The sequence below is a fragment of the Enterococcus sp. CR-Ec1 genome (assembly GCF_002850555.1).
Taxonomy (GTDB): Bacteria; Bacillota; Bacilli; order Lactobacillales; family Enterococcaceae; genus Enterococcus_D; species Enterococcus_D entomosocium.
Window position 1 is genome coordinate 256625 of record NZ_CP025223.1, and the last position, 17309, is coordinate 273933.

Consider the following 17309-nt stretch of genomic DNA (forward strand, 5'->3'; position numbering starts at 1 on the left):
TTCATTCAGTCGATGCGGCTGTTGAAAAAAACTATATTTTTAGGGGGCTTTACAGCAATGAAAAAAGCAAAATTATTTAGTTTAGGTATTGTTGCAGTAGCTGGGTTGACTTTACTTGGTGCTTGTGGCGGAGGAAATTCAGGTTCAACTGATTCAACTGGTGGCGGTTCTGCAGACGGTACGACTGATGCAGCGCATAGTGTCGCAATCGTTACCGATATCGGCGGGGTGGATGACCGTTCATTCAACCAATCCGCATGGGAAGGCTTAGAAGCATGGGGGGAAGAACACGGGATCGCTCGCGGTGCTGGTGGTTATGACTACGTGCAATCAAATGAAGCATCAGAATACACAACAAACGTAAATGGTGCCGTTCAAAATGGTTTCAAAACAGTTTTCGGTGTGGGTTACTTATTGAAAGATTCAATCGCAGCAGCAGCTGATCAAAACCCTGATACACAATTCGGGATCATCGATGATGTGATCGAAGGCAAAGACAACGTTGTTTCAGCAACATTTAAAGACAACGAAGCAGCTTACCTAGCTGGTTTTGCAGCAGCTTATACAACCAAAACAAACAAAGTCGGCTTCATCGGTGGTGAAGAAGGCGTCGTTATCGACCGTTTCGAAGCTGGTTTCATGAAAGGTGTTCAAGACGCAGCTGAAAAATTAGGCAAAGAAATCACAGTTGATCCTCAATATGCAGCATCATTTGGTGATCCTGCCAAAGGGAAAGCTTTGGCAGCTTCAATGTACCAAAGCGGCATTGACGTAATCTTCCACGCATCTGGCGGTACTGGTGCAGGTGTCTTCCAAGAAGCAAAAGCAATCAACGAACAATTGAACGAAGCAGACCTAGAAGACAAAAAAGTTTGGGTCATCGGTGTAGATAGCGATCAACAAGACGAAGGTAATTTTACAACTGCTGACGGCAAAGAAGATAACTTCACATTGGCTTCAACATTGAAAGGTGTTGGCGCAGCGGTACAAGATATCTCAACTCGTGCGTTAGAAGATAACTTCCCTGGCGGCGAACACATTGTTTACGGCTTGAAAGATGGCGGTGTAGACATTACTGAAGGTTTCCTTTCAGATGATGCCAAAGCAGCGATCGAAACAGCGAAACAAGACGTGATCGACGGCAAAGTAGAAGTACCAGAAACACCTGAAAAATAAAGTTATGCTTTTCGGTTATCTTGCCCTAGCTTAGGGCAAGATGATCGTTGTTGGATTACTATGTTGATGAAAGCTAAGGGTTTTCATGAGGATAGTAATCATCCTAAGCAATAGCAATTATTTTTTTGACATGACGAATGGTTTGTATAAGCGAATTAGAAAGTAAGGATGTGAGTAATTTGGCTGAGGAAAAATATGTTGTAGAAATGCGTCATATCACCAAAGAGTTTGGAACGTTCAAAGCCAATGACGATGTCAACTTGCAAGTAAGGCCGGGAGAAATCCACGCATTGCTTGGTGAAAATGGAGCGGGCAAGTCGACCTTGATGAATATGCTGTCAGGATTATTGGAACCAACATCTGGTGAAATCTGGATGAATGGTGAAAAAGTGAATATCACGAGTCCGACCGCAGCAAACAAATTGGGGATCGGTATGGTGCATCAGCATTTCATGCTGGTAGACGCCTTTACTGTAACAGAAAATATCATTTTGGGGAGCGAACCCCATCATCTCGGTGTGTTAGATCGCAAGAAAGCCCGCAAAGAAATCAAAAAAGTTTCTGAACAATATGGTTTATCGGTTGATCCAGATGCTTATGTGCGTGACATCTCTGTCGGGATGGAACAACGGGTAGAGATCTTGAAGACTCTTTACCGCGGCGCAGATGTACTGATTTTTGATGAACCAACGGCAGTTTTGACACCGCAAGAAATCGAAGAGCTGATCGAAATCATGCGCGGATTGGTGCGTGAAGGCAAATCGATTATCTTGATCACCCACAAACTGGATGAGATCAAAGCGGTGGCAGACCGTTGTACAGTTATCCGTCGGGGACAAGGGATCGGCACTGTCAATGTCAAAGACGTCAGCTCGCAACAGTTGGCCGATATGATGGTTGGTCGTTCTGTGTCCTTCAAGACACCGAAGAAAGAAGCGTCACCAAAAGAAGTCGTGCTTTCTGTTGAAAACTTAGTCGTAAAAGAAAACCGTGGCTTAGAAGCAGTCAAAAACTTAAGCTTAGAAGTACGTGCAGGTGAAGTATTGGGGATTGCTGGGATCGATGGCAATGGGCAATCAGAGCTGTTACAAGCCATCACTGGTTTACGGAAAGTCGAAAGTGGCAAGGTCTTGCTGAATGGCGATGACATCACCAACTTCAAGCCTCGGAAAGTCACCGAAGCCGGCGTTGGTCATGTGCCAGAAGACCGCCATAAATACGGGCTTGTCTTGGATATGATGTTATCAGAAAACATCGCCTTACAAACCTACTACAAAAAACCTTTGAGTAATGCAGGTGTCTTAGATTATGGAGAAATCAACGAGTTTGCTCGTGACTTGATTCAAGAATTTGACGTACGAACAGTCAATGAGATCGTACCGGCACGGGCATTGTCCGGCGGGAATCAACAAAAAGCGATTATCGCACGAGAAATCAGCCGCGATCCTGATCTATTGATCGTTGCCAATCCGACCCGTGGGTTGGATGTCGGAGCGATCGAATTTATCCACAAACGCTTGATTGAACAACGGGATAAGTTCAAAGCTGTTTTATTAGTCAGCTTTGAATTAGATGAAATTTTGAATGTATCAGACCGCATTGCTGTTATTCATGCTGGTGAGATCGTTGGGGTCGTTGATCCGAAAGAAACATCAGAGAAAGAGCTTGGCTTGTTGATGGCAGGGTACTCCTTGGAGGAAGCAAGACGAGAGCTGCAAATGGAGGAAGTAGGTGGTTCGGTTGAATAACCGCAAAGAAAAGATCCGCAATATATTAGTGCCGATCATCGCTGTCTTGTTGGGATTCGTCCTTGGCGGAATCATCATGGCGGCCTTCGGCTACAGCCCGATCACAGGGTATACACAAATGTTCCGGACCGTTTTTATCAACGGACAAACAGGTGGGTTAAATGCCCGCAACATTGGTGAGATTTTTGTTACAGCAGGACCCTTGATCTTTACTGCTCTGGGATTTGCCGTTGCAAACTCAGCAGGATTCTTCAATATCGGTCTTTCTGGTCAAGCGCTAGCAGGTTGGGTTGCCAGTATCTGGGTCGCACTGGCGATGCCGGATGCGCCTCGGTTGGTGGTCTTGCCATTAGCCGTGATCGTAGGGGCTTTATGCGGGGCGATCGCAGCTGCGATTCCTGGTTTCCTACGGGCATTCTTTGGAACAAGTGAAGTCATCGTGACGATCATGATGAACTATATCTTGCTTTATACGGGGAACCATTTAGTCAATAATGTGATGAGTGAATCCATGATCACGACAAAAGGGGTCACGAAAATGGTGGGGGAAAATGCCTCCATGCAGACGCCGTTTCTAGCAAGCATCACGAGCAACTCTCGCTTGAACTTAGGGATCTTCTTAGCCTTGATCTTCTTAGTTTTGGTTTGGTTCTTGATGAAAAAAACCACTCTTGGTTATGAGATCCGCGCGGTGGGCTTGAACCCAAGCGCTTCTGAATATGCTGGGATGAGCAGCAAACGGACGATCATTATCTCCATGATCATCTCTGGGACACTTGCCGGATTAGGTGGAGTTGTTCAAGGACTAGGAACGTTTGAAAACTTCTTCGTTCAAGGGTCATCATTAAGCATCGGGTTTGACGGTATGGCTGTATCCTTGTTAGGAAGCGGCTCATCGATCGGAATCTTGCTTTCAGCCCTCTTGTTCAGTATTTTGAAATTAGGTGGACAAGGCATGCAGTTTGCAGGTATTCCATCTGAATTAGTTGATGTTAATATCGCAATTATTATTTTCTTCGTAGCGATCAGTTTTGTGATTCGTTTCTTGTTGGCAAAAATCTTTGACGGCAAAAAAGAAGCGCTGGTCGTACAGGAGATTGAAGCCCAACCAAACGATCAAGATCAGGAAGGAGGAACCATCTAATGGATATTAGTTTAATTTCTTCGATCGTCACTCAAACATTGATTTATGCGTCTCCTCTGATTTTGACGGCGCTAGGTGGCGTGTTCTCAGAGCGAAGCGGGATCGTTAACGTGGGTCTTGAAGGAATCATGGTTATGGGTGCTTTTAGCTCGATTGTTTTCAATATTGAATTTGCGTCACAATTTGGTGCGTGGACACCGTGGTTAGGGATGCTCGTCGGCGGACTTGTCGGTGTGGTTTTCTCCTTGCTGCATGCGGTGGCAACCATCAACTTCCGTGCAGACCACATCATCAGTGGTACGGTGATGAACTTGATGGCACCAGCTTTGGCCGTGTTCTTAGTTAAAGCGATCTACAATAAAGGGCAAACCGATAACATCCAACGGACATTGGGGTATTTCAATTTCCCGATTCTTAAAGATATTCCTATCATTGGCCCGATTTTCTTTAATCAAACGTTCTTACCGGCGTACTTCGCTATTTTGATCTCAGTGATCGCGTGGTTCGTGATTTTCAAAACACGCTTTGGGTTGCGTCTTCGTTCTGTCGGTGAGCATCCTCAAGCAGCTGATACCTTAGGGATCAATGTTTACGTGATGCGTTACTCAGGCGTCTTGATCTCTGGATTCCTTGGTGGGATGGGCGGTGCCTTGTTTGCTCAATCGATCGCGGGTCGCTTTGCTGTGACAACGATCGCCGGTCAAGGGTTTATCTCGATGGCTGCGATGATCTTTGGTAAATGGAATCCACTTGGTGCGATGGGCGCAGCGATTTTCTTCGGTTTCGCGCAAAACATCAGTATCGTAGGTGGCCAGCTGCCAATCATCTCTTCCATTCCAGCAGTTTACTTACAAGCTGCGCCTTATGCCTTGACGATCATCGTGCTCGTTCTTTTCCTTGGAAAAGCTGCTGGTCCGAAAGCTAACGGGAAGAACTACATTAAATCTAAATAATTTTTTCAGTATGAAAGGGTGGGGCTATGGGACATGAATGTGTTGCTGCGTCCTGCCCTTTTTCTATCCTCTGGGTGAAAGGAAAGCGTCAGGAAATTTCCAAAGCAACCCAGCGCAATTTTTGCTTAAGTTTAGTATGATAGAGGTAGTAGATCCGCTTGTAAAAGCATAAAATAAAGAAAGTAGGGAATAGAATGTTTAAACGTGTACACTTGATCGTGATGGATTCAGTCGGAATTGGTGAAGCACCTGATGCGGCAGCTTTTGGTGATGTCGGTTCAGATACATTAGGCCATATTGCAAAAGAAGCAGGCTTAACGATCCCTCACTTGGAACAATTAGGCCTAGGGACGATTCGTCCTTTAGAAGGCGTAAAGGCGGTAGCTGACCATGATGGGTATGCAACCAAATTGGAAGAAGTTTCTGTTGGGAAAGATACGATGACGGGTCACTGGGAGATCATGGGCTTGAATATCCAAAAGCCTTTCCGCGTATTTCCAGATGGGTTTCCCGATGAATTATTGCAACAGATCGAAGCGTTCTCTGGACGCAAAATCGTCTGCAATGCGCCGTATTCTGGGACAGCAGTCATTGATGACTTTGGCGAACATCAAATGAAGACCGGGGATCTGATCGTTTACACTTCGGCTGACCCAGTGTTGCAGATCGCCGCTCATGAGGAAATCATTCCATTAGAAGAATTGTATCGTATTTGTCAGTACGTTCGGGATATCACGAAAGATGAGCCGTATATGATCGGCCGCATCATCGCGCGTCCTTATGTCGGTGAGCCTGGAAACTTTACTCGTACGAGCAATCGTCATGACTACGCACTCGATCCATTTGGCCATACAGTGTTAGATTCATTGAAAGAAGCTGGAAAAGACGTGATCGCCGTTGGGAAAATCAATGATATCTTCAACGGGCAAGGAATCACCGATTCTGTACGGACGAAGAGCAATATGGACGGTGTGGATCAATTATTGAAGGTGATGAAACAAGACTTTACGGGTCTAAGCTTTACGAACTTAGTCGACTTCGATGCGCTTTATGGTCACCGTCGCGATGTCGTAGGGTATGCCCACGCCATTGAAGATTTTGATTTGCGTATTCCAGAACTCTTAGAAGCAATGGGAGACGAGGATCTGCTGTTGATCACAGCTGACCACGGCAATGACCCAACCTTTACGGGAACGGATCACACGAGAGAATATGTGCCATTACTAGCGTACAGCAAGAAATTTCAAGGCCAAGGCCAATTGCCACAAGGCTACTATGCGGATATTTCCGCAACGATCGCTGAAAACTTTGGTGTTTCAGCTACAGAAAACGGAACAAGCTTTTTAAAACATTTAAATTAGAGGTGATGAAATGACAACGTTACATGAGAAATTACAAGAAACAACGGCATTTATCAAAGGAAGCGGCGTCGGTGAAGTGGAATTTGGGTTGATTTTAGGATCTGGCTTAGGTGAACTAGCCGATGAGATCGAAAATCCAATCGTGTTGCCTTATAACGATATCCCGCATTTTCCTGTTTCGACAGTGGTCGGTCATGCTGGACAATTGGTCTATGGAACATTAGCTGGGAAAAAAGTCTTAGCGATGCAAGGACGATTCCATTATTATGAAGGCCATTCGATGCAGACGGTCACTTACCCCGTCCGTGTGATGGCGGCATTGAAAGCTCATTCCTTAGTCGTGACCAATGCCTGTGGCGGTGTGAACGAAAGCTTCCAGCCTGGAGACTTGATGTTGATCACCGATCAAATCAACTTTATGGGGGACAACCCACTGATTGGTGAAAACGAAGAAGAAATGGGTCCACGTTTCCCAGATATGAGCCAAGCTTACCATTTGCCTTATCGGGAAGCGGCACAAAAAGTTGGCGCATCAAAAGGATTGCACTTAAAAGAAGGCGTCTATATGGGCTTCTCAGGTCCTACGTATGAAACGCCAGCAGAGATCCGCTTTGCTCGGACGATCGGTGCCGATGCTGTCGGTATGTCGACTGTCCCAGAAGTGATCGTTGCTGTTCACAGTGGCTTGAAAGTCTTAGGTGTTTCTTGCATCACAAACTTGGCTGCTGGTATGCAAGCGAGCTTGAATCACGAAGAAGTCGTGGAAACGACGGAACGGGTCAAGGCAGAATTTAAAGCGTTGATCAAAGAAACGTTAGCAGTACTATAAAAAGCAGACCAAAGGAGAAAAACGAATGAGCGTTCATATCGAAGCAAAAGCAGGCGAGATCGCAGACAAAATCTTGTTACCAGGTGATCCACTGCGGGCAAAATATATTGCTGAAACATTTTTAGAAGACCCGATCTGTTACAACAATGTTCGGGGAATGTTGGGCTATACAGGCGTTTATAAGGGCGAGCGGGTCTCTGTCCAAGGAACCGGCATGGGCATGCCTTCAGCGAGCATCTATGCCCATGAATTGATCAACTCTTACGGCGTGAAGAAATTGATTCGGGTCGGTACGTGTGGTGCCATCTCAAAAGATGTCCACGTGCGTGATCTTGTGATTGCCCAAGCGGCAGCAACAAGTTCATCGATGGTGGCAAAAAACTTCCAAAGTTTCCATTTCCCACCAATCGCTGACTTTGCACTGCTGCGTAAAGCCTATGATACAGCGATTGAATCAGGATTTACGACCCACGTCGGCAACATCTTATCTGAAGATACCTTCTACAAAGATGACATGACGGAAACGTTACAGTTGGCAGACCTTGGAGTGATGGGTGTTGAGATGGAAGCCGCAGCCTTATACTATTTAGGGGCGAAATTCCACGTTCAAACCTTAGCGATCTGTACTGTCAGCGACCACATCATCACTGGAGAAGAAACAACGCCAGAAGAAAGACAAACGACGTTTAACGACATGATCAAAGTTGGCTTAGAAACAGCGATTGCGTAAAAAAGATACCACAGGATCGGTGCATGAACGATGCGAGGGCTGCTTGCTTTTGAGAGAGCAAGCAGCCAAATCGTATTGGTTTGCATGCAACCGAGAATGTGTTATCTTTTTTTGTTGGCAAAAAGCCACGAAGAAGCGTTGCACTTTTGCCAGAAAATGGTTTAATGAAAAGAAAAGGTGTAAAAAGGAGACGAGACAATGAATAATTTTACGTTTCATGTAACGACGGACATTCGTTTTGGGAAAGACCGTCTGAACGAATTGCCAGAAGTACTGAATACATTTGGAAAAAACGTCTTGCTAGTCTATGGTGGCGGCAGTATCAAGAAAAACGGCTTGTACGATGCAGTCATGGCGCAATTGACTGCCAACGGCAATCAAGTCACTGAATTGACTGGTGTCGATCCAAATCCACGAATCGAAACCGTTCGTCAAGGAGCCGCTCTTTGTCGTTCAGAAAAGATCGACGTCATTTTAGCTGTTGGCGGCGGTTCTGTAATTGATTGCAGCAAAGTGATTGCTGGGGCGGCTTGCAGTGAGCAAGAGCCTTGGGACTTAGTACTTTCCAGAAGCTATCAAGGACCAGCGATTCCATTAGTAACGATCTTGACCCTTGCGGCTACCGGCAGTGAAATGAATCGCGGCGCAGTGATCTCTAATCTAGAAACGAAACAAAAACTTGGCGTTCACGGACCCGAATTTTTACCGAAAGTATCCTTTTTAGATCCAACAACGACCTTTAGTGTCAGTCGTTATCAAACGGCTGCCGGTTCAGCGGATATCATGAGCCATCTGATTGAAAATTATTTCAGTAAAACAGAAGGAACAGATGTCCAAGACGGTGTAGCAGAAGGATTGCTAAAAGCAGTCATTAAAAATCTGCCCATCGCATTAAAGGATCCCTCGGACTATGACGCACGGGCGAATTTGATGTGGGCGAGCACCTTAGCCTTAAATGGTTTGACTGGAAGCGGCAAGGGTGGTGCATGGTCTTGTCATGCGATGGAGCATGAGTTGAGTGCGTTTTATGACATTACCCATGGCATCGGCTTAGCGATCCTGACCCCACGCTGGATGCTTCATGTATTGAATGAAGAAACGGCGCCGAAATTTGCGCGTTTTGCCAGAGAAGTCTTTGGTGTCCAAGAAGCAGTGCCAGAATTAGCTGCCCGAATGGGGATTCAAAAACTGTATGACTTTTTTGCTTCTTGCGATATTCCGATGACTTTGCCAGAAGTGGGAATCGCCGATGACACTCATTTTGCTGAAATGGCGGCTCAAGCAGTTCAATTCAGCTCTATTGCAACAAATGCGTATGTACCGCTACAAGAAGAAGACGTGATCGCAATCTACCAAGATTCCTTGACTCCTTCAACCTATCTTTAATCATTAAACAGACCGTTCCTGCGACTTGGTTGTCGCGGAGCGGTCTGTTTATTTACCCTTCAGAAGAAAAAGCCAAACGGGCCATTAGCTGATTCGCAATCAAGGCGTGTCCTGCAGGAGTAGGGTGCACACCGTCATCGCCTGTCAGTGCCTGTGGGGAGCTAGCGACGGATGCTTCGGCAAACAAGCCATCCAGCGGCAGCAGTTGACAATGAAAGGCGGCAGCTAAGCGACGAACGATTTGGATTTTCGGATCAAGATCGATCCGCCAGGTTTGGCGATCTTCAGGATATGGCAATACAAAAGGTTCCAGCAAGAAAATACGCGTGATCCCCTGTTGGGTCACTTGTTCCAGAATTTGACGGTAGGTTGCCTCAAAGGACGTTGCCGCAGCTTCTGAACCAAAATCGGGACCACCGGCATTGTGCCACGTGTCGTTGATCCCAATCATAAAGACCAAGACGTCAGGCGCTAATTGGAGGCAATCTTCTTGGAGACGGGCTAAGACATCGGCAGCTTTATTGCCGCCGATCCCGCGGTTATAAAAGGTAAAGCCCGCAGTGGGGAATTTCTCTGCCAGCTGATCGGCAACGAGACGGGCAAACCCATGTCCTAAATCGTGGGGGTCTTGGCGATCACGATCGCAATCTGTGATGCTGTCACCTAAAAATAAAACGGTATCATTTTTGACTAGTTTCATAATAAGCTCCTTTCGAGTATGCCCTCAATTATAAAAGAGGGGGGAGAAAATGCCAATAAAAAAACTGCCCTTTGGTTAAAAAGGGCAGCGATAAGCGAGGCTTATAAGTAGTATTTTTTCGCAACAGTCAAATCATCGTTCAATTCATAAACAAGTGGTTGACCAGTTGGGATCTCAAGATCCATGATATCTTCGTCAGAAATACCTTCGATATGTTTTGCTAATGCACGTAGAGAGTTTCCGTGAGCCGCAACTAAGACAGTTTTGTCGTCTTTTAATGCTGGGGCGATTTCATCTTGCCAGAAAGGCAATGCACGTTCTAAAGTAACTTTTAAGTTTTCTCCACCAGGTACGTCGCGAGGGTCAAGCATTGCATAACGACGGTCGTTTGCAGCAGAACCTTCATCTGAAGCTTCCATCAATGGAGGTAAAACATCGTAAGAACGACGCCAGATGTGTACTTGTTCGTCACCGTATTTTTCAGCAGTTTCTTTTTTATTTAAACCTTGTAATTTACCGTAATGACGTTCGTTTAAGCGCCATGATTTGATCGTTGGTACCCAAAGTTGATCAGAATATTCTAAAATGTAATTACAAGTTTTGATGGCACGAGTTAAAACAGATGTGTAAGCAACGTCAAATTCGATGCCTGCTTCTTTGATTTTACGTCCGCCTTCGATTGCTTCTTCGACACCTTCTGGCGCTAGATCAACATCAGCCCAACCGGTAAACTGGTTTAATTTGTTCCATTCGCTTAGTCCATGACGAGAAAATACTAATTTTGGCATGTAAAACTCTCCTTTAGATATTCGATATTTTTCTGAAATTTTCAATTCCGTATTTATTGTACACTCTTTCTCAAAGAATTTCCATGGTTTTGGAGGAAAAGCTGGGGGAAAACGCCATTCTTAAGGAAAAACAAAAGGGGATCATTAAAAAGAGGACCGCTTTTGTTTCATGCTGTTCTAGGGGGAGTCGACAACTATGAACGTAACTTGTTCCATTCTTCTTCGGATAATTTTATGTATTTATAGCATGTACCTACAGAAACACCGCATTTTTCAGAAATATATTGAATCGTTTCTTTTTTTTCGTAGTACAATTGACGGATTTTTTTAATCGTTTTTGGATCGATTTTTGGACGACCGCCAATTTTGCCTTTTTTGCGGGCTTTATTTAAGCCGACCAGCGTGCGCTCTTTGATGAGTGAGCGTTCCATGATCGCAAGTCCTTCCATTAAATTGAAGTAAACCTGTCCCATCGGACCGCGGGTATCGATTTGTTCTGCCAGTGAAACCAGATGAAGCTCTCGCTGTTTTAATAGATCAGTGAGATCGGTCAGCTGTCTGGTCGTTTTCCCTAAACGATGCAGTTCCGTAACGACTAAGGTGTCGCCGGGCTGCATTTGTGCCACCACTGACTCCAATGAATGATTTTCTTCACTTTCTTCCACGCTAAATGTCTCATGGAAAAATTCATGACACCCAAATTCTTCGAGCTTGTTTAATTGTTCACTTGTTGAGTTGTCGGTGATCGTTGAACGAGCATAGCCTATGATTTTCATAAACCCTCCTACCTTTCCCTTTTTATTGAATGTATCATAATTATTTCTTAAATGATAGGGTAATTTGCACAAAAAATAATAAAAATTAAGTCGATTGAAGAAAAATAACGAAAAAAAGAGAAGCATTTTTGCTTCTCCTTTTTTGTTTCCTTTATCTAACGTGCTTGGTACTCGGTCCTTCAGGCAATCCGACAATGATCGTATGAACCATATCCAAAAACAGACCGTGTTCAACCACGCCCACTGTAGCATCTAATTCCTGTGCCAACTCAGTAGGAGCGGTGATCGTTTCTAGATGAAGATCGATGATGTAATTGCTGCAATCGGTTTTTAACGGTTCGCCTTCTTCATTCAGACGCAGTTTTGGATGGTAGTTTTTCTTCTCGAACAGACGCAACAGCTGTTGGCTGCCATAAGGGATCACTTCCACTGGCAACGGGAAGGCACCAAGTGTTTCGACCATTTTCGATTCATCAACGATCCACAAAACTTTTTTGGAGTTAGACGCCACGATTTTTTCGAATAAAAGGGCTGCACCGCCGCCTTTGATGCCATGATAATCCTTGCTGATCTCATCTGCACCGTCGATCGTTAGATCCACAGCGTCCACTTCATCGATGGTGCGAATCGGGATACCTAATCCTTCTGCTTGTTTTTTCGATGCCCAAGAAGTTGGGACACCAGTGATCGATAGACCTTCTTCTTTTACACGTCGACCCAGTTCTTCAATCATGTAGTAGGCTGTTGAGCCAGTGCCCAAGCCAACGACCATGCCATCTTTTACATAACTAGCCGCTTCAATGCCGACCATTTCTTTTAGGTTCATTTTCTTCCCGCCTTTTTTAAATAAATGCTTTGTCTCTATTATATAGGAAGAAGCGCAAAATTTGCGGATTTTTTCGTAACAGATTTCTTTTGAAAAAAGCTTGGGAGGATACTTGACAGGTAAGAATAAGCATGATATTCTATCAAAGGTGCTTTATCTACAGGTCTCTCGTTGGAGACGTGCTGACTGTCTATCAAAGCATAGTTGATATGAATGCAGAGAATGCATTATTTTTTATCGCAAAAAAAGAACCACCTGGATGTGTGGGACTATAAAGCGAATCAAGGAAGGAGGACAACTAGGGATGCCTACAATTAATCAATTAGTACGTAAACCTCGTAAATCCAAGGTTGAAAAATCAAATTCACCAGCATTGAACAAAGGATATAACAGTTTCAAGAAAGCTCAAACGAATGTTAACTCACCTCAAAAGCGTGGGGTAGCTACTCGTGTGGGAACTATGACACCGAAAAAACCGAACTCAGCTCTACGTAAATATGCGCGTGTTCGTTTGTCAAACTTGATTGAAGTGACAGCTTATATTCCAGGTATCGGACACAACTTACAAGAACACAGCGTGGTCTTGTTACGTGGTGGACGTGTAAAAGACTTACCAGGGGTACGTTACCATATCGTTCGTGGTGCATTGGATACTGCCGGTGTTAACGATCGTAAACAATCTCGTTCTAAATATGGTACAAAACGTCCTAAAGCTTAATCTTTAAGACAAACAGATCAAATGAATCTTATTTAAATCAGAACTGATATCTCGGAAGGAGGAGTTACGGATGCCTCGTAAAGGTCCTGTTGCAAAACGTGATGTTTTACCAGATCCTATTTATAACTCAAAATTAGTAACTCGTTTGATCAACCGTGTAATGGTTGATGGTAAACGCGGTGTTGCTGCAAATATTATCTACAATGCTTTTGGCATTATCAAAGAATCTACAGGAAATGATCCATTGGAAGTTTTCGAACAAGCAATGAAAAACATTATGCCTGTATTGGAAGTTAAAGCTCGCCGTGTCGGTGGTTCTAACTACCAAGTACCAGTAGAAGTACGTCCTGAACGTCGTACAACTCTAGGTCTTCGTTGGGTGGTAAACTACGCTCGTTTGCGTGGCGAACACACAATGGAAGAACGTCTTGCAAAAGAAATCATGGATGCAGCAAACAACACTGGTGCTTCTGTGAAAAAACGCGAAGACACACACAAAATGGCGGAAGCCAACCGCGCATTTGCTCACTATCGTTGGTAAGATCCTCACTGCTTTTTATTGGAAGGTACTGAGACAACCTTAGCTTAAGTTAAGTAAGAATGAGAGGGGAACAACCTAGAATGGCAAGAGAATTTTCGCTAGAAAAAACTCGTAATATCGGGATCATGGCCCACGTTGACGCTGGTAAAACAACGACAACTGAACGTATCCTTTATTACACAGGTAAAATCCATAAAATTGGTGAAACACATGAAGGTGCTTCTCAAATGGACTGGATGGAACAAGAACAAGAACGTGGGATCACAATCACTTCTGCTGCGACAACTGCGCAATGGAAAGAAAACCGCGTAAATATCATCGACACACCAGGACACGTGGACTTCACAATCGAAGTGCAACGTTCATTGCGTGTACTTGATGGTGCTGTAACTGTGTTGGACTCACAATCAGGTGTAGAACCTCAAACAGAAACAGTTTGGCGTCAAGCGACAGATTACCGCGTACCACGTGTTGTATTCTGTAACAAAATGGACAAAATTGGTGCAGACTTCTTATACTCTGTATCAACTTTACATGATCGTTTACAAGCAAATGCTCACCCAATCCAATTACCAATTGGTGCGGAAGATGACTTTACTGGTATTATCGACTTAGTAAAAATGAAAGCTGAAATCTACACAAATGACTTAGGAACTGAAATCCAAGAGACTGAAATTCCTGAAGAATATGTAGAATTAGCTGAAGAATGGCGCGAAAAATTAATCGAAGCTGTTGCTGATACTGATGAAGAACTAATGATGAAATTCTTGGAAGGTGAAGAAATCACTGAAGAAGAATTGAAAGCTGGTATTCGTCAAGCAACATTGACTGTTGACTTTTTCCCTGTTCTTTGTGGATCTGCCTTTAAAAACAAAGGGGTTCAATTGATGTTGGATGCAGTCATCGACTACTTGCCTTCACCACTTGATGTTCCTGCGATTAAAGGGATCAATCCTAAAACAGACGAAGAAACTGATCGTCCGGCTGACGATGAAGCACCATTTGCTTCATTAGCGTTTAAAGTAATGACTGACCCATTCGTAGGTCGTTTGACATTCTTCCGTGTGTATTCAGGTATCTTGAACTCTGGATCATACGTATTGAATGCTTCAAAAGGCAAACGCGAACGTATCGGTCGTATCCTACAAATGCACGCCAACACACGTGCTGAAATCCAAACAGTATACTCAGGCGATATCGCCGCTGCTGTTGGTTTGAAAGACACAACAACTGGGGATACACTATGTGATGAAAAATCACCAGTAATCCTTGAATCAATCGAATTCCCAGAACCAGTTATCGAAGTCGCTGTTGAGCCTAAATCAAAAGCTGACCAAGATAAAATGGGGGTTGCTTTACAAAAACTTGCTGAAGAAGATCCATCATTCCGTGTGGAAACAAACGCTGAAACAGGCGAAACTGTTATCGCTGGTATGGGAGAACTTCACTTGGACGTCTTAGTTGACCGTATGCGTCGCGAATTTAAAGTTGAAGCAAACGTAGGTGCGCCTCAAGTTTCTTATCGTGAAACATTCCGTGCAGCAACACAAGCGGAAGGTAAATTTGTACGTCAGTCTGGTGGTAAAGGTCAATACGGTCACGTATGGGTCGAATTTACACCAAACGAAGAAGGTAAAGGCTTCGAATTCGAAAACGCGATTGTCGGTGGTGTGGTTCCTCGTGAATACATCCCAGCAGTTGAAAAAGGACTTGAAGACTCAATGGCGAACGGTGTCTTAGCCGGTTACCCATTAGTAGACATCAAAGCAAAACTTTATGATGGTTCATACCATGATGTCGATTCAAGTGAAACTGCCTTCCGTGTTGCAGCTTCTATGGCTTTACGTGCTGCAGCGAAGAAAGCAAACCCAGTAATTCTTGAACCAATGATGAAAGTAGTTATCACTGTACCAGAAGATTACTTAGGTGATGTTATGGGTCACGTAACTGCTCGTCGTGGACGCGTAGAAGGAATGGAAGCACACGGTAACTCACAAATCGTGAACGCAATCGTGCCATTAGCTGAAATGTTCGGTTACGCAACAACACTTCGTTCATCAACACAAGGTCGCGGTACGTTCATGATGACATTTGATCACTATGAAGATGTACCTAAATCTGTTCAAGAAGAAATCATCAAGAAAAACGGCGGCAAAGCTGAATAATTGATGGAAGTATAGGAAATTAAGTAAAAAGCTATATTTTTTTCTGAGTTTCGTGTACAATATTATCGATGATAAGGGATGGGGAGCTGCGGCTCCCTACCTATCAAATATAAAAAATAAACTGCATTTTTAGGAGGAACATTTTAAAATGGCAAAAGAAAAATTTGACCGTTCTAAACCCCACGTAAACATTGGTACGATCGGACACGTTGACCATGGTAAAACTACACTTACAGCTGCTATCACAACTGTATTATCTAAAAAAGGTTTGGCTCAAGCTTCAGCTTACGACCAAATCGATGGCGCTCCAGAAGAACGCGAACGCGGAATCACTATCTCAACTGCTCACGTTGAGTACGAAACTGAAGCACGTCACTATGCTCACGTTGACTGCCCAGGACACGCGGACTACGTTAAAAACATGATCACTGGTGCTGCTCAAATGGACGGCGCGATCTTAGTAGTATCTGCTGCTGATGGTCCTATGCCTCAAACACGTGAACACATCTTGTTATCACGTAACGTTGGTGTACCATACATCGTTGTTTTCTTAAACAAAATGGATATGGTTGATGACGAAGAATTACTAGAATTAGTTGAAATGGAAGTTCGTGACTTATTGTCAGAATATGACTTCCCAGGCGACGATGTTCCTGTAATCGCTGGTTCTGCTTTGAAAGCTCTTGAAGGCGATGCTTCATACGAAGAAAAAATCATGGAATTAATGGCTGCAGTTGACGAATACGTTCCAACTCCAGAACGTGACACTGACAAACCATTCATGATGCCAGTCGAAGACGTATTCTCAATCACTGGACGTGGTACTGTTGCTACAGGCCGTGTTGAACGTGGACAAGTTCGCGTTGGTGACGAAGTTGAAATCGTTGGTATTGCTGAAGAAACTGCTAAAACAACTGTAACTGGTGTTGAAATGTTCCGTAAATTGTTAGACTATGCTGAAGCAGGGGATAACATTGGTGCATTGCTACGTGGGGTTGCTCGTGAAGACATCCAACGTGGACAAGTATTAGCTAAAGCTGGTACAATCACACCTCATACAAAATTTAAAGCTGAAGTTTACGTTTTAACAAAAGAAGAAGGTGGACGTCACACTCCATTCTTCACTAACTACCGTCCTCAGTTCTACTTCCGTACAACTGACGTAACTGGTGTTGTTGAATTACCAGAAGGAACTGAAATGGTTATGCCTGGTGATAACGTAACAATCGACGTTGAATTGATCCACCCAATCGCTATCGAAGACGGAACTCGTTTCTCAATTCGTGAAGGCGGACGTACTGTTGGTTCAGGCGTTGTAACTTCAATCCAAGCTTAATTTGATTGATCGAAGAGCAAAAGCGTACGCGCTTTTGCTCTTTTTTTTTGACTCGTAGAACCAAAAAAGAGCCGCCATCTCTAGCGTTGACGAATCCACTGCGGTTCATCGAAGCTAAAGAGAGCGGTGCTT

At 44.1% G+C, this 17309-nt stretch carries 16 protein-coding genes; 12 read left to right on the forward strand and 4 right to left on the reverse strand.

All coding sequences use genetic code 11. The features are described 5' to 3' along the window. The first annotated feature begins 57 nt into the window (after nucleotides 1–57). The 8 genes from CXM95_RS01220 (at nucleotide 58) to CXM95_RS01255 (ending at nucleotide 9327) form a co-directional block, all read left to right on the forward strand. Complete coding sequence (locus CXM95_RS01220) at nucleotides 58–1176, forward strand: BMP family lipoprotein (protein ID WP_008376407.1); 1119 nt, start codon at nucleotides 58–60, stop codon at nucleotides 1174–1176. A 137-nt stretch (nucleotides 1177–1313) separates the two neighbouring features. After that, nucleotides 1314–2924 (forward strand): ABC transporter ATP-binding protein, encoded by a 1611-nt coding sequence (locus tag CXM95_RS01225; protein ID WP_005232559.1) that lies wholly within the window; start codon nucleotides 1314–1316, stop codon nucleotides 2922–2924. Beyond that, nucleotides 2917–4068 (forward strand): ABC transporter permease, encoded by a 1152-nt coding sequence (locus CXM95_RS01230; protein WP_005226844.1) that lies wholly within the window; start codon nucleotides 2917–2919, stop codon nucleotides 4066–4068. Before CXM95_RS01225 ends, CXM95_RS01230 begins: the two co-directional genes overlap by 8 nt. After that, the gene (locus tag CXM95_RS01235; RefSeq protein ID WP_005232556.1) at nucleotides 4068–5021 is read left to right on the forward strand and encodes an ABC transporter permease; all 954 of its coding nucleotides are present in this window, start codon (nucleotides 4068–4070) and stop codon (nucleotides 5019–5021) included. The genes CXM95_RS01230 and CXM95_RS01235 overlap by 1 nt, the downstream gene beginning before the upstream one ends. Before the next feature lie 194 nt (nucleotides 5022–5215). Further along, complete coding sequence (gene deoB, locus CXM95_RS01240) at nucleotides 5216–6382, forward strand: phosphopentomutase (RefSeq protein WP_008376404.1); 1167 nt, start codon at nucleotides 5216–5218, stop codon at nucleotides 6380–6382. A gap of 10 nt (nucleotides 6383–6392) precedes the next feature. Next, nucleotides 6393–7211, forward strand: a complete 819-nt coding sequence (locus CXM95_RS01245) for a purine-nucleoside phosphorylase (protein ID WP_008376402.1) — start codon at nucleotides 6393–6395, stop codon at nucleotides 7209–7211. A gap of 25 nt (nucleotides 7212–7236) precedes the next feature. Continuing rightward, on the forward strand, nucleotides 7237–7941 hold the full coding sequence (gene deoD / locus CXM95_RS01250) for a purine-nucleoside phosphorylase (RefSeq protein ID WP_005226852.1): 705 nt from the start codon (nucleotides 7237–7239) through the stop codon (nucleotides 7939–7941). 198 nt (nucleotides 7942–8139) lie between these two features. Beyond that, nucleotides 8140–9327 (forward strand): iron-containing alcohol dehydrogenase, encoded by a 1188-nt coding sequence (locus tag CXM95_RS01255; protein ID WP_005232552.1) that lies wholly within the window; start codon nucleotides 8140–8142, stop codon nucleotides 9325–9327. 52 nt (nucleotides 9328–9379) lie between these two features. Here the strand turns inward: CXM95_RS01255 and CXM95_RS01260 are convergent, their stop codons facing one another. From CXM95_RS01260 to rpiA, 4 genes are all read right to left on the reverse strand, one after another. Beyond that, a complete protein-coding gene (locus CXM95_RS01260; protein WP_005232551.1) occupies nucleotides 9380–10027 on the reverse strand; it encodes an SGNH/GDSL hydrolase family protein in 648 nt (215 codons plus the stop codon). Between the two features lie 101 nt (nucleotides 10028–10128). Beyond that, the gene (gene gpmA / locus CXM95_RS01265; RefSeq protein ID WP_005226871.1) at nucleotides 10129–10815 is read right to left on the reverse strand and encodes a 2,3-diphosphoglycerate-dependent phosphoglycerate mutase; all 687 of its coding nucleotides are present in this window, start codon (nucleotides 10813–10815) and stop codon (nucleotides 10129–10131) included. Between the two features lie 194 nt (nucleotides 10816–11009). After that, the gene (locus CXM95_RS01270) at nucleotides 11010–11591 is read right to left on the reverse strand and encodes a recombinase family protein (RefSeq protein WP_005226873.1); all 582 of its coding nucleotides are present in this window, start codon (nucleotides 11589–11591) and stop codon (nucleotides 11010–11012) included. A 151-nt stretch (nucleotides 11592–11742) separates the two neighbouring features. Then, on the reverse strand, nucleotides 11743–12417 hold the full coding sequence (rpiA, locus tag CXM95_RS01275; RefSeq protein ID WP_005226875.1) for a ribose-5-phosphate isomerase RpiA: 675 nt from the start codon (nucleotides 12415–12417) through the stop codon (nucleotides 11743–11745). 304 nt (nucleotides 12418–12721) lie between these two features. On the opposite strand from rpiA, the gene rpsL reads away from it, so the two are divergent. The 4 genes from rpsL to tuf all read left to right on the forward strand — a co-directional run bounded on the left by rpsL (nucleotide 12722) and on the right by tuf (nucleotide 17177). Beyond that, a complete protein-coding gene (gene rpsL / locus CXM95_RS01280; protein WP_003127956.1) occupies nucleotides 12722–13135 on the forward strand; it encodes a 30S ribosomal protein S12 in 414 nt (137 codons plus the stop codon). A gap of 70 nt (nucleotides 13136–13205) precedes the next feature. Further along, nucleotides 13206–13676 carry a 30S ribosomal protein S7 gene (rpsG, locus tag CXM95_RS01285; RefSeq protein ID WP_003127957.1) on the forward strand — a complete coding sequence of 157 codons (471 nt, stop codon included), beginning with the start codon at nucleotides 13206–13208 and terminating at the stop codon, nucleotides 13674–13676. A gap of 80 nt (nucleotides 13677–13756) precedes the next feature. Continuing rightward, the gene (fusA, locus tag CXM95_RS01290; RefSeq protein WP_005226900.1) at nucleotides 13757–15841 is read left to right on the forward strand and encodes an elongation factor G; all 2085 of its coding nucleotides are present in this window, start codon (nucleotides 13757–13759) and stop codon (nucleotides 15839–15841) included. Between the two features lie 148 nt (nucleotides 15842–15989). Next, nucleotides 15990–17177 (forward strand): elongation factor Tu, encoded by a 1188-nt coding sequence (gene tuf, locus CXM95_RS01295; protein WP_005226902.1) that lies wholly within the window; start codon nucleotides 15990–15992, stop codon nucleotides 17175–17177. The last annotated feature ends 132 nt before the right edge of the window (nucleotides 17178–17309 follow it).

Bases quoted from the DNA above. Each gene is read 5' to 3' on its own strand.
- CXM95_RS01255 (WP_005232552.1), top strand. From the start codon at position 8,140: ATGAATAATTTTACGTTTCATGTAACGACGGACATTCGTTTTGGGAAA.
- CXM95_RS01270 (WP_005226873.1), bottom strand. From the start codon at position 11,591: ATGAAAATCATAGGCTATGCTCGTTCAACGATCACCGACAACTCAACA.
- deoD (WP_005226852.1), top strand. From the start codon at position 7,237: ATGAGCGTTCATATCGAAGCAAAAGCAGGCGAGATCGCAGACAAAATC.
- rpiA (WP_005226875.1), bottom strand. From the start codon at position 12,417: ATGAACCTAAAAGAAATGGTCGGCATTGAAGCGGCTAGTTATGTAAAA.
- CXM95_RS01225 (WP_005232559.1), top strand. From the start codon at position 1,314: ATGGTTTGTATAAGCGAATTAGAAAGTAAGGATGTGAGTAATTTGGCT.
- CXM95_RS01235 (WP_005232556.1), top strand. From the start codon at position 4,068: ATGGATATTAGTTTAATTTCTTCGATCGTCACTCAAACATTGATTTAT.
- CXM95_RS01220 (WP_008376407.1), top strand. From the start codon at position 58: ATGAAAAAAGCAAAATTATTTAGTTTAGGTATTGTTGCAGTAGCTGGG.
- rpsL (WP_003127956.1), top strand. From the start codon at position 12,722: ATGCCTACAATTAATCAATTAGTACGTAAACCTCGTAAATCCAAGGTT.
- tuf (WP_005226902.1), top strand. From the start codon at position 15,990: ATGGCAAAAGAAAAATTTGACCGTTCTAAACCCCACGTAAACATTGGT.
- deoB (WP_008376404.1), top strand. From the start codon at position 5,216: ATGTTTAAACGTGTACACTTGATCGTGATGGATTCAGTCGGAATTGGT.
- fusA (WP_005226900.1), top strand. From the start codon at position 13,757: ATGGCAAGAGAATTTTCGCTAGAAAAAACTCGTAATATCGGGATCATG.
- rpsG (WP_003127957.1), top strand. From the start codon at position 13,206: ATGCCTCGTAAAGGTCCTGTTGCAAAACGTGATGTTTTACCAGATCCT.
- CXM95_RS01260 (WP_005232551.1), bottom strand. From the start codon at position 10,027: ATGAAACTAGTCAAAAATGATACCGTTTTATTTTTAGGTGACAGCATC.
- gpmA (WP_005226871.1), bottom strand. From the start codon at position 10,815: ATGCCAAAATTAGTATTTTCTCGTCATGGACTAAGCGAATGGAACAAA.
- CXM95_RS01245 (WP_008376402.1), top strand. From the start codon at position 6,393: ATGACAACGTTACATGAGAAATTACAAGAAACAACGGCATTTATCAAA.